Genomic DNA, 11,865 nt, shown 5'->3' on the forward strand with positions numbered 1-11,865 from the left:
CAGGGGACGGACATGTTCCGCGGCGGTCGCAGCTGTGCCGAGGCGGCCCGGCCCCCGTGGCGACGCCACCCCCCACGGGGGCCGGGCCGCCTCATCGGCGGGTCCCCGGGCCCACCGGGAGTCGCGGGGCCCGGCCGGCCGCGCCCCGGTCCGCGCGCCCCGCACCCCGCGCCCTGATCCCCGAGTGTCGGTGTCACCTGCCACAATTGCCGCGCAACCTCAGTGGAGAAGGCGGTACGGGATCGTGACGACACCCGGGTCCATCGAAGTAGGGTCCATCGAAAGCAGGATCGCCGAGGAGCTCGGCGTACGGCAGCGGCAGGTGAAGGCCGCCGTGGAGCTGCTCGACGGCGGCTCGACGGTGCCTTTCATCGCCCGCTACCGCAAGGAAGCGACCGAGATGCTCGACGACGCGCAGCTGCGCACGCTCGAGGAGCGGCTGCGCTACCTGCGGGAGCTGGAGGAGCGGCGGACGGCGATCCTGGAGTCGGTGCGTGAGCAGGGCAAGCTCACCGACGAGCTGCGCGCGCAGATCCTCGGCGCCGAGACCAAGGCGCGGCTGGAGGACATCTACCTGCCGTACAAGCCCAAGCGGCGCACCAAGGCGCAGATCGCCCGCGAGGCGGGCCTCGAACCGCTCGCCGAGGGGCTGCTCGGCGACCCGACGGTCGATCCGCTCGCGGCGGCCGCCGCGTTCGTCGACGCCGGCAAGGGCGTCGCCGATCCGCAGGCCGCGCTGGACGGCGCACGGGCGATCCTCACCGAGCGGTTCTCGGAGGACGCCGACCTGATCGGAGAGCTGCGCGAGCGCATGTGGCGGCGTGGGCGCCTCGCGGCCAAGGTGCGGGACGGCAAGGAGGAGGCGGGCGCGAAGTTCGCCGACTACTTCGACTTCGCCGAGCCGTTCACCGCGCTGCCCTCGCACCGTGTCCTGGCGATGCTGCGCGGCGAGAAGGAGGAGGTCCTCGATCTCGTCCTGGAGCCCGAGGAGCCCTCCGAGCAGCCCGGCCCGTCGTCCTACGAGGGCATCGTGGCCGCCCGGTTCGGCATCGCCGACCGGGGCCGCCCGGGTGACAAGTGGCTGACGGACACGGTCCGCTGGGCCTGGCGCACCCGCCTCCTCGTCCACCTCGGCATCGACCTGCGGCTGCGGCTGCGCACCGCCGCGGAGGACGAGGCCGTCGACGTGTTCGCCGCCAACCTCCGCGACCTGCTGCTCGCCGCCCCCGCCGGCACCCGCGCGACGCTGGGCCTGGACCCCGGCTTCCGTACGGGCGTGAAGGTCGCCGTCGTCGACGCCACCGGCAAGGTCGTCGCCACGGACGTGATCTACCCGCACGTCCCGGCCAACAAGTGGGACGAGGCGATCGCCAAGCTCGCGCGGCTCGCCAAGGAGCACGCGGTCGACCTGATCGCCATCGGCAACGGCACCGCGTCCCGCGAGACCGACAAGCTCGCCGGTGAACTCATCACCAAGCACCCGGAGTTGCAGCTCACCAAGGTCATGGTGTCCGAGGCGGGGGCCTCCGTGTACTCGGCCTCGGCCTTCGCCTCCCAGGAGCTGCCCGACATGGACGTGTCGCTGCGCGGCGCCGTGTCGATCGCTCGCCGGCTCCAGGATCCGCTCGCCGAGCTGGTGAAGATCGACCCGAAGTCGATCGGCGTCGGCCAGTACCAGCACGACCTGTCCGAGGTGAAGCTGTCGCGTTCGCTGGACGCGGTGGTGGAGGACTGTGTGAACGGCGTGGGCGTGGACGTCAACACGGCCTCGGCGCCGCTCCTGTCGCGGGTGTCCGGCATCTCCTCCGGTCTCGCCGAGAACATCGTGGCCCACCGGGACGCCAACGGCCCCTTCGGCTCCCGCTCCGAGCTGAAGAAGGTGGCCCGGCTCGGCCCGAAGGCGTACGAGCAGTGCGCCGGCTTCCTGCGCATCCGCGGCGGCAGCGACCCCCTGGACGCCTCCAGCGTGCACCCGGAGGCCTACCCGGTGGTGCGGCGCATGGTGAAGACCTCCGGCCAGGAGGTGGCGTCCCTGATCGGCAACACGGGGGTCCTGCGCTCGCTGCGGCCGACGGAGTTCGTCGACGAGACGTTCGGTCTGCCGACCGTCACCGACATCCTCAAGGAGCTGGAGAAGCCGGGGCGCGACCCCCGGCCCGCCTTCAGGACGGCCACCTTCAAGGACGGGGTGGAGAAGATCTCCGACCTGTCCCCCGGGATGGTGCTGGAAGGGGTCGTGACCAACGTGGCGGCCTTCGGGGCGTTCATCGACGTGGGTGTCCACCAGGACGGTCTCGCGCACGTCTCCGCGCTGTCGAAGACGTTCGTCAAGGACCCCAGGGACGTCGTCAAGCCCGGCGACATCGTCAAGGTGAAGGTCCTCGACATCGACATCCCGCGCAAGCGGATCTCGCTGACGCTGCGGCTGGACGACGAGGCGGCCCCGCAGGGCGGCCAGGCCCAGTCCGGCGGGGGCCGTCCGCAGCGCGGCGGCGGGCGTCCGCCGCAGCAGCGGCAGCAGGGCGGACAGCGCGGCGGTGGCGGTGGTGGCGGCGGTGGTTCACGCCAGGCCGCCGCACCGGCCAACAGCGCCATGGCGGACGCACTGCGCCGGGCAGGCCTCGCCGACCCGAAGAAGGGCAGGCGCTGACCGGGTACGACCCGCGCCGGGGGCCGGCTGGACGAGAGCCGCACGAGGGCGTCCCGGTCCGGGCCGGACCGGCGCTCCCCGGCACCTGAGCGGCGAACGGCCCGCCCCGCATCGCGCGGGGCGGGCCGTCGCGTACGGCGTCGGGAGGCGAGCGGGACTTCGCCCGGCGGCCTCCGTCGCAGGACTACCGCTCCGTCACCTTGCCGTCGGCGATCTCCAGCCGGCGCGTGACATGCACGGCGTCCAGCATCCGCCGGTCGTGGGTGACCAGGAGCAGGGTGCCCTCGTAGGCGCCGAGGGCCGACTCCAGCTGTTCGATGGCCGGGAGGTCGAGGTGGTTCGTCGGCTCGTCGAGGACGAGGAGGTTGACTCCCCGGCCCTGGAGCAGTGCGAGCGCGGCGCGGGTGCGTTCGCCCGGTGACAGGGTCGCCGCCGGGCGCATGACGTGGTCCGACTTCAGGCCGAACTTGGCGAGCAGGGTGCGCACCTCGGCCGGTTCGGTGTCGGGCACGGCCGCGCGGAACGCGTCGGCCAGGGCCTCCGGGCCGTGGAACAGCTGCCGTGCCTGGTCGACCTCGCCGACCAGGACGCCCGAGCCGAGGGTGGCCTGTCCGGCGTCCAGCGGGACCCGGCCGAGGAGCGCGCCCAGGAGGGTCGACTTGCCCGCGCCGTTCGCGCCGGTCACCGCGACCCGGTCGGCCCAGTCGATCTGGAGGGAGACGGGCCCGAAGGTGAAGCCGCCGCGCCGCACCTCGGCTTCGCGCAGGGTCGCCACCACCGCGCCCGAACGCGGGGCGGTCGCGATCTCCATGCGCAGCTCCCACTCCTTGCGCGGCTCCTCGACGGTCTCGAGGCGTTCGATCATGCGCTGGGTCTGCCGTGCTTTCGCGGCCTGCTTCTCGCTCGCCTCGCTGCGGAACTTGCGGCCGATCTTGTCGTTGTCGTTGCCGGCCTTGCGGCGCGCGTTCTTCACGCCCTTGTCCATCCAGGAGCGCTGGGTCTGCGCGCGGTCCTGAAGGGCCGCCTTCTTGTCGGCGTACTCCTCGAAGTCCTCGCGGGCATGCCGGCGGGCCACGTCCCGCTCCTCCAGGTAGGCGTCGTAACCGCCACCGTAGAGGTTGATCTGCTGCTGCGCGAGATCGAGTTCGAGGACCTTGGTGACCGTGCGGGTGAGGAACTCGCGGTCGTGGCTGACGACGACCGTGCCGGCCCGCAGACCCTTCACGAAGCGTTCCAGCCGCTCCAGGCCGTCGAGGTCGAGGTCGTTGGTCGGCTCGTCGAGGAGGAAGACGTCGTAGCGGGAGAGGAGGAGCGAGGCGAGGCCCGCCCGGGCCGCCTGGCCACCGGACAGGGAGGTCATCGGCTGGTCGAGGCCGACGCCGAGGCCGAGGGAGTCGGCCACCTCCTCTGCGCGCTCGTCGAGGTCGGCGCCCCCGAGGTCGAGCCAGCGCTCCAGACTCGTCGCGTAGGCGTCGTCGGCTCCGGGCGCGCCGTCCACCAGGGCCTGGGTGGCCTCGTCCATCGTGCGCTGTGCCTCGGCGACGCCGGTGCGGCGGGCGAGGAAGTCCCGCACGCTCTCGCCGGGGCGGCGCTCGGGTTCCTGGGGCAGGTGGCCGACGGTCGCGGTCGGCGGCGAGAGCCTGAGCTCGCCCTGCTCGGGCGCGGTGAGCCCGGCGAGCAGCTTCAGCAGGGTGGACTTGCCCGCGCCGTTGGCGCCGACCAGCCCGATCACGTCCCCGGGGGCGACGACGAGGTCGAGCCCGGAGAAGAGGGAGCGGTCGCCGTGGCCGGCGGCGAGGTTCTTGGCGACGAGGGTGGCAGTCATCAGGTCGTAGATCCTAGTGGTCGTCCCGGGGTGCGGTCGCGCCGGATGCCCGGTGACCTCGCTGTCCGGCGGCGCGGTCGGTTACCGTCCGGGGCGTGAGGACTCGGTGGAGCAGCGATGTCATCGTGGTCGGCGGCGGGGTCATCGGGCTGGCGACGGCCGTCGTCCTCGCCGAACGCGGCCTGCGGGTCCGGGTCTGGACGCGCGAGCCGGCCGAGCGGACCACCTCGGCCGTGGCCGGTGCGCTGTGGTGGCCCTACCACATCGAACCGCTGGGGTCGGCGCGGGCGTGGGCGCTGCGCTCGCTGGAGGTCTACGAGGAACTCGCCGGGCGGCCCGGGGAGACCGGTGTGCGGCTGGTCGACGGGATCTTCGGCGGGCCGGACCTGGCCGGGGTCGAGAGCTGGGCGGCGGGCCGGCTGGCCGGGCTGCGCCGGACGACTGCACACGAGTACGCCCTGGGGCCGGGCATCCGGGCACGGCTTCCACTGATCGACATGTCGATGTATCTGCCCTGGCTCCGGGGGCGGCTGCTGCGGTCGGGCGGCACGGTCGAGGAGCGAACGGTGAGCGGTCTGGCGGAGGCCGAGGCGCCGGTGGTGGTCAACTGCACGGGGCTGGGAGCCCGGGAACTGGCGGCGGACCCCTCGGTGCGGCCCGTGCGGGGGCAACTGGTCGTCGTGCAGAACCCCGGCGTCGACACCTGGCTCGTCTCCACCGGTCCGGACGGAGAGCTGGCGTACCTGTTCCCGCACGCCGGGAGGTTGCTGCTGGGCGGCACCGCGGAGGACGACGTGTGGTCGCCCGAGCCCGATCCGAAGGTGGCCGAGTCGATCGTCCGCCGCTGCGCGGCCCTGCGGCCGGAGGTCGCCGGGGCCAGGATCCTGGAGCACCGGGTGGGACTGCGGCCGGTGCGGGGCACGGTGCGGCTGGAGCGGGCCGAGCTGCCGGACGGGCGGGTGCTGGTGCATCACTACGGGCACGGCGGGGCGGGTGTCACGGTCGCGTGGGGATGCGCGGAGGAGGCGGCCGGGCTGGTGCTCCCGGCCGCCTCCTCCTGACCCCGCTCCTGTGCCACCGGGATCCGGTGTCAGCGGGATCCGGGCGTGGTCACGGGATGCGGTACGTGTGGTGCGGTGGCCGTACGCCGTCCAGCGGGCGGGCGCCGGGGGTGACCGCGACCGATCCCGAGGTGGCGCGGGCGAAGGCGTCGGCGCCGCCGACGAGCGGGACCCGGGCCGAGGTGCGGGACAGGTCCAGGGTGAGGGTCGGGGTGTCGGCGGGCGGGTCGATGAGGTCCTTGTCGGTGCCCGCGACGATCAGCGCGAGACGGTGACCGGCCGGGACGACATGGTCGGTGGCCGCCAGGTCGATGGTGAGGGTGTACGCCCTGCCCGGGGTGAGCGGGACGCCCCGGCCCGGGTCCGCGTAGGTGCCGAGGTCGGCCCAGCCGCGGCTGACGACCGTCTGAGTGACGTCGGCTGTCCTGGCGGCGGTCTCCTTGAAGCACCCGCTGTCGCCCGTGGTGCTCGCGCCCCAGCAGGTGCGTCCGGTGAGCGTGCTGATGCCCTCGCCGCTCGCCGCGTAGTCGCGGATGGTGTCGGGTCCGAGGTCGACGAGGACGGCGCTCAGGTGGGCCGTCGCGGTGGTGGGGGTGGCGGTGACGGTGACCCGGGAGGAGCCGGACAGGCGCAGGTCGCGGGTGAGGGCTCCGGTGACGAAGGCGGCCTTCTCGGGGGTCGGGGTGTCGGTCCGCGCGGCCCACTCGCTCTCGCCGAGCCGCGGGTCGTCGGTGAAGGAGGCGGCGCCCTTGCCCTCGTGCGGGCCGAGGGTGCCCACGCCGGGCCGGCTGCCGGTGGCGGGGCGCAGGGTGGCGGTCCGGGTGCCGTGCGGCGGCCAGACGGCGGAGGTGACCCACCGGTCGGGGTGGCGTTCGATGTCGGCCATGGGCTCGCGGTCGATGCCGTTGTCGTAGCCGAGGAGTTCATGGTCGAACCAGCGGTGCAGGGTGTCCACCCAATCGGCCCGGCGGAAGTCGAAGGGGTCGACGTGGCCGGTCTGGGAGAGCCAGATCTTGCGCTCGACACCGTGCTTCGCGAGGGCGTCCCACCACTGGCCGAGGTGCTTGGTGCGGACGTTGAGGTCCTGGAGGCCGTGGACGAGGAAGACGCTCGCCTTCACCTTGCGCGCGTCCTTGACGTAGTCGCGCTCGGTCCACAGCGGCGTCCGGTCGCCGGTGCGCGGGGCCTCGTCGACGAGTCTGCGCTGGACGGTGGCGCACTTCGTGCGGGCCTCGGGGCTGTCCACGTAGTCGGAGAGCCAGTCGGGTCCGGAGTCGTACAGGGGGGCGCCCTGGGCGAAGTAGTAGTCGTACCAGGAGGAGATGGCGGCGATCGGGACGATGGTCTTCAGGCCCCGCACACCGGTGGCGGCCACACCGTTGGCTATCGTGCCGTCCCAGCTCTTGCCGATCATGCCGGTTCTGCCGTTGGTCCACCCGGCCGTGGCGGTCGTGCCGCCGGTGCGGGTGGTGTACGCCCTGGCGCGGCCGTTCAGCCAGTCGACGACGGCCTTCGCGGACTGGATGTCGGAGCGTCCTCCGACGTCGACACAGCCGTCGGAGCGGTTGGTTCCGGCGAGATCGACCATGACGAAGGCGTAGCCGCGCGGCACGAAGTAGTTGTCGTAGAACAGCGGGGCCTGGACGACGTTCCCGGCCGCGTCGTACGTCTTGCGCTGGCTCTCGTTGCCTCGCCCGCAGCAGGAGTAGTACGGGCTGGCGTCCATGATGACGGGCACCTTGCGGCCCTGGGCGGCGGGTTCGCGGGGGCGGACGATGTCCACGGCGACGCGGTCCGTCCGCCCGTCGCCGTCGCCGTCGAGCCCCGTGTCCACCCAGACGGCCTCGCGGACGGCGTTGTCGTAGGAGTAGACGGGCCGGCTCTCACGTGGGGTGCCGTGGGCCGTGGCCGGGGTGAGGAAGGCGGCCACCAGGAGGGTGATGGCGGCGGTCGCGAGCGGTCTCCAGGTCGTGAAGCGCATGCGTGTCGGCATGCGCGGGACGCTACCTCGCGTCAACTCCCGTACAGAAGAGGGCGACTGTGGTTCCGCTGTGGCCGAAACGCGCCCCTGGGGCGGTCGGCCCGTGACGGCCGAATGGCGATCGTGTGACGGGGGTGGCGGTGGGCAGGCCCTGGGACACAGGGAGTCAATAGGCTCCGAACAGACCTCGTGACCCTACGACTTGGAGCTCTCGTGCACCGCAGAATCATCACGCCGGGCGCACTCGCCGCCGCGTCCGTCCTGCTGGCGATCCCGGCATCGGCCGCGAGCGCCTCCCCCGGCGCCCCGGGCATCGGCGACCCCTACTACCCGGCGTACGGCAACGGCGGATACGACGTCTCCCACTACGATCTGCGGCTGAAGTACCAGCCGGCCACGGACGAGCTGGAGGGCACGGCGACGATCCTGGCGAAGACCACGCAGGAGCTGTCCCGGTTCGACCTGGACTTCCTGCTCGACGTGAGCGAGGTGCGGGTCAACGGCGTCAGGGCGGCCTTCACGACCTCGGGCGAGCACGAGCTGGAGATCACGCCGAGGACGCCCCTGGCCGAGGGCGCGACGGTCACGGTCGTGGTGCGGTACAGCGGGATCCCGTCGTCGAAACAGGCGTACGGCTTCACCAGTTGGCACCGCACGCCGGACGGCGGGGTGGGTGCCAACGAGCCCGAGGCGGCCTGGTGGTGGTTCCCCGGCAACGACCACCCGCTCGACAAGGCCACCTACGACGTGTCGGTGCTGGTGCCCGACGGCTCACAGGCCATCTCCAACGGCACGCTCCAGTCGACGAGTTCACGCCTCGGCTGGACCCGCTACAACTGGCGTTCCGACAAGCCCCAGGCCAGCTATCTGGCCACCCTCGCCGTCGGGAAGTTCGACCTCTCGACCGGGACGAGCGAGAGCGGCATCCCGGTCGTCAACGCCTACAGCAAGGACCTGGGCGCCAATACCGGGGCGGCGCGGGCGAGCGTCGAGCGGACCGGGGAGATCGCCGACTGGCTGAGCGGGTACTTCGGGCCGTACCCCTTCGACGCGCTCGGCGGCTACGTGCCCAACACCACCACCGGGTACGCGCTGGAGACGCAGACCCGGCCCTTCTACAGCCCCCGGCAGTTCGCGAACGGCTCCAACGTCTCCGTGGTGGTGCACGAGCTGGCCCACCAGTGGTACGGCGACTACGTGTCCGTGGCCGGGTGGAAGGACATCTGGCTCAACGAGGGCTTCGCCCGGTACGCGCAGTGGCTGTGGTCCGAGCACGAGAACGAGGGCACGGCGAGGGAACTCGCGGACTACGTGTACGCCTCGCACCCGGCCGACGACCCGTTCTGGACGGTGAAGCCCGGTGACCCGGGCGCGGCGAACCAGTTCGACATCGCCGTCTACGACCGGGGCGCACTGGCGGTCCAGGCACTGCGGGGCGAGATCGGCGACGACGCCTTCTTCGCCGTACTGAAGGGCTGGCCGCAGAAGCACGCGTACGGCAACGCGAGCGTCGCCGACTTCCAGAAGTACGCCGAGCAGGTCTCCGGCAGGCAGCTGGACGGCCTGTTCGACACCTGGCTGTTCCGGCCGGAGAAGCCGGCGGCTCCCGCGGCGCGGACGGCGTCCGTCGCGAAGGCGCTGGCCGCTCCCGCGCAGCCGAAGTCCTGGAAGAAGATCGCCGCGACGGACGACGTGCACGAGCACTGAGCCCGATACGCCGGCCGCCCCGCTCCGCTTTCCGAACGCCTGTCTGACACGAGGCGACTTTGGGTAGCAAGCAGTGCAGACATCGTGAAGAGAGCGGGGAGACGGCCGTGGCGGGTACGCAGAACAGCAATGAGGGCTTGGGACTGTGGAGGGTGCTGCCGCTGATCGGAGCAGTGGTGCTGGCCGTCGGCCTGATCGGCCAGGTGCCGCTGTTGACCCTGTTGGGCGCGGTCGTCGCCCTCGTCGGGGTGATCGGACTCAGCGCTGCGAGACGCAGACAGAGATGACCGCTCCGGCCCCGGCCGCGGCTACCGCAGGGTCGTCGCCGCCCGGGCCAGGAGTACCTCGCGCGGCAGGGCCGCGCTGTCCGTGGACGGCACCGTGCACGCGTACGCCCCGGCCAGCGCGCCGAACTCGGCACACCGGTGCGGGTGCTCGCCGTTGAGGCGGCCGAAGAGGAACGCGGACGCGAAGGCGTCACCCGCGCCGTTGGAGTCGACCACCGGTCCGGGCGGGGCCGCGGCCGGGACGTGGGTCAGCTCGCCGTCGGCGAGCAGGTACGCGCCCTTCGCACCGGCCGTGGCCACGACCACCTCGGCGCGGCCCCGCCCGGCGATGCGCCGCATGGTCGCCTCCGGGTCCGTCAGCGCGGTCACGGAGACGAAGACGACGTCAGCCTCGTGGGCGAAGGCCTCGTGGTACGGGTTCTCCCCGTCCCAGTTGTGCAGGTCCGTGGAGATGCCGACGCCCGCCTCGCGCAGTACCGGCAGAGCCTCGGCACAGGGGTGGGTGATGGACACGTGCGCGTGGCGGCTCGCGGCGGCCAGGGTCCGCAGGGTGTCCTGCGGGAAGCGGTCGCCGGGTCGCCCCCGGCTGTTGTCGTACAGCGACAGCCGCCGCCCGTCCGGCCCGACCAGGTTGACCGCGCGCTTGGTACCGGCGGGCTGCGGGATCGCGGTCAACGCGATGCCCTTCTCCCGGTGCAGGGCGCGCACCAGGTCTCCCTCGGGGTCGTCGCCCAGGAAGTCGAGGTGGTGGACGCGCAGGCCGAGGGCGACCAGGCCGAGGGCGACGAAGTCACCGGTCTGTCCGGCGCGGGCGCGGATCCCGCCGTCGATCATGTAGCTGTCGGCGTACGGGAGCGGCAGCTCCGGCACGTACACGATCGTGTCCACGCCGGCCCCGCCCAGCACCAGGACGTCGACGTCGCCGGTGTTCTCGGACGGTCCGGCGTTCGCGGCGTTCCGTGCGCTGTCGGCACGGTCCGCGGCGCCGGCACCTTCCGCGCTGTCGGCGTTGCCCGCGTTCCCCTTGTCGGCGCGCATGGGCGCTACCCCTCCCCGTGGTCGTACACCGTCACCGCGACCCCCCGCTCGACCAGCCGCCCGAGGACGAGCGGTTCGACGCGGGACCACTTGCCGCCGGCCAGACCGCAGCCTATCCGGGGCATGTGCACGGACGCGCCGAGGCCGATCGCACGGTCGGCGAGACGGGCCAGTGCCGTGTCGACGGCCGGGTAGCGCACGGGAACGCCCTTGCTGCCCGTCCTGGTGCCACGCTGGCCGATCATGTTGGCGACCCAGACGTCGGGCTTCACCTGGACGAGCTGGAGCGCGCCCAGGGCGAAGTCGTTCGAGGCGCGCTCCCGGTGCCAGGCACGGTAGGCCGCCTCGGGCTCCGGCCAGCGGCGGGACAGTGCCAGGACGAAGCCCTTCCCCCATCCCCCGATGTCGTTGCAGACGTGGGCGATCACCTTGACGCCTTTCACCGACGGCACGGTGGCGTCACCCCGGACATAAGTGATCTCCGACATGACGCCACCGTAGGCGATGCCACTGACAGCGGCCCCGGCCTGCGGCCCGAGCGGTTTCACAGCAGTGGTGTGACAGCGATACTGCTGCACATGACGATCGAGACCGAGGATCCGGCCCTCACGGTCGACGAGCTGGCCGCCCGCGCGGGCGTCACGGTGCGGACGGTGCGCTTCTACGGCACCAAGGGCCTCCTGCCGCCGCCGGTCATCGGACCGCGCCGGGTGGGGCGCTACGGCGCCGGGCATCTCGCGCGTCTGGCGCTCATCGAGGAGCTTCGGGGGCAGGGCCTGACGCTGGCGGCGATCGAACGCTATCTGGACCGGCTGCCGCCCGGTCTCGACGCCCGCGACCTCGCCGTGCACCGGGCCGTGGTGGCCTCCTGGGCGCCGGACGCCGTGGAGACGGTGGAGCGCGAGGAACTCCGGCGGCGGGCGGGGCGGGAGCTCAGCGAGGAGGACGTGGACCGGCTCGCCGCGATGGGCGTGCTGGAGGCCGGCGCCGCGGACCCGGCCGGCGGGGAGACGTACCGCGTCGACGCGGGGCTGCTGCGGCTGGGTGTGCGGCTCCTCGACGTACCACTGTCCCCCGAGGTGATCCGGGCGGCCCGCAACGTCCTGCTCGACCATGCGCGCGCCACGGCCCACGAGCTGTCGCGGCTGCTGCGCGAGGAGGTACCGGAAGGCGACGCGCGGGCGGTGAGATCGCTGTCGGCGCACATGCAGCCCTTGGTCGTCCAGGCGTTGCTGACGGCTTTTCAGCGGTCGCTGACGCAGGAGTTGCGGGAGTGGCCCGGGGAGCCGCGGGCGGGCGGCTCCCCCTGACGGGCC

Annotated in this window: 9 protein-coding genes; 5 read left to right on the forward strand and 4 right to left on the reverse strand. The window is 72.8% G+C overall.

Annotation, left to right across the window (positions count from 1 at the left end):
• Positions 1-244: 244 nt before the first annotated feature.
• A complete protein-coding gene (locus tag OHS71_RS06710) occupies positions 245-2,650 on the forward strand; it encodes a Tex family protein (protein ID WP_328477789.1) in 2,406 nt (801 codons plus the stop codon).
• A gap of 184 nt (positions 2,651-2,834) precedes the next feature.
• Here OHS71_RS06710 and OHS71_RS06715 read toward each other — a convergent pair whose 3' ends face one another.
• Positions 2,835-4,475 (reverse strand): ABC-F family ATP-binding cassette domain-containing protein, encoded by a 1,641-nt coding sequence (locus tag OHS71_RS06715; RefSeq protein WP_328477791.1) that lies wholly within the window; start codon positions 4,473-4,475, stop codon positions 2,835-2,837.
• A 95-nt stretch (positions 4,476-4,570) separates the two neighbouring features.
• Here OHS71_RS06715 and OHS71_RS06720 point away from each other — a divergent pair, with 95 nt between their 5' ends.
• Positions 4,571-5,536, forward strand: a complete 966-nt coding sequence (locus tag OHS71_RS06720; RefSeq protein ID WP_328477793.1) for an FAD-dependent oxidoreductase — start codon at positions 4,571-4,573, stop codon at positions 5,534-5,536.
• A 49-nt stretch (positions 5,537-5,585) separates the two neighbouring features.
• Here OHS71_RS06720 and OHS71_RS06725 read toward each other — a convergent pair whose 3' ends face one another.
• Positions 5,586-7,529 carry a Xaa-Pro dipeptidyl-peptidase gene (locus tag OHS71_RS06725; RefSeq protein WP_328477795.1) on the reverse strand — a complete coding sequence of 648 codons (1,944 nt, stop codon included), beginning with the start codon at positions 7,527-7,529 and terminating at the stop codon, positions 5,586-5,588.
• Positions 7,530-7,730: 201 nt separating this feature from the next.
• Between OHS71_RS06725 and OHS71_RS06730 the strand changes: the two genes are divergently transcribed.
• Complete coding sequence (locus OHS71_RS06730) at positions 7,731-9,224, forward strand: M1 family metallopeptidase (protein WP_328477797.1); 1,494 nt, start codon at positions 7,731-7,733, stop codon at positions 9,222-9,224.
• 107 nt (positions 9,225-9,331) lie between these two features.
• Positions 9,332-9,511 (forward strand): hypothetical protein, encoded by a 180-nt coding sequence (locus tag OHS71_RS06735; RefSeq protein ID WP_328477799.1) that lies wholly within the window; start codon positions 9,332-9,334, stop codon positions 9,509-9,511.
• Between the two features lie 21 nt (positions 9,512-9,532).
• On the opposite strand, the gene OHS71_RS06740 is transcribed toward OHS71_RS06735, so the two are convergent.
• Together OHS71_RS06740 and OHS71_RS06745 are read right to left on the reverse strand one after the other, a co-directional pair.
• A complete protein-coding gene (locus tag OHS71_RS06740) occupies positions 9,533-10,549 on the reverse strand; it encodes an adenosine kinase (RefSeq protein WP_328477801.1) in 1,017 nt (338 codons plus the stop codon).
• Positions 10,550-10,554: 5 nt separating this feature from the next.
• On the reverse strand, positions 10,555-11,037 hold the full coding sequence (locus OHS71_RS06745; RefSeq protein WP_328477803.1) for a macro domain-containing protein: 483 nt from the start codon (positions 11,035-11,037) through the stop codon (positions 10,555-10,557).
• Between the two features lie 90 nt (positions 11,038-11,127).
• On the opposite strand from OHS71_RS06745, the gene OHS71_RS06750 reads away from it, so the two are divergent.
• Positions 11,128-11,859, forward strand: coding sequence for a MerR family transcriptional regulator (locus OHS71_RS06750; RefSeq protein ID WP_328477805.1), 732 nt, complete (start codon positions 11,128-11,130; stop codon positions 11,857-11,859).
• Positions 11,860-11,865: the final 6 nt, after the last annotated feature.

Source organism: Streptomyces sp. NBC_00377 (assembly GCF_036075115.1).
Taxonomy (GTDB): domain Bacteria; phylum Actinomycetota; class Actinomycetes; order Streptomycetales; family Streptomycetaceae; genus Streptomyces.

Excerpts from the sequence above, each read along its gene's own strand:
- OHS71_RS06715 (WP_328477791.1), bottom strand. The coding sequence starts at position 4,475 with ATGACTGCCACCCTCGTCGCCAAGAACCTCGCCGCCGGCCACGGCGAC.
- OHS71_RS06725 (WP_328477795.1), bottom strand. The coding sequence starts at position 7,529 with ATGCCGACACGCATGCGCTTCACGACCTGGAGACCGCTCGCGACCGCC.
- OHS71_RS06740 (WP_328477801.1), bottom strand. The coding sequence starts at position 10,549 with ATGCGCGCCGACAAGGGGAACGCGGGCAACGCCGACAGCGCGGAAGGT.
- OHS71_RS06745 (WP_328477803.1), bottom strand. The coding sequence starts at position 11,037 with ATGTCGGAGATCACTTATGTCCGGGGTGACGCCACCGTGCCGTCGGTG.
- OHS71_RS06750 (WP_328477805.1), top strand. The coding sequence starts at position 11,128 with ATGACGATCGAGACCGAGGATCCGGCCCTCACGGTCGACGAGCTGGCC.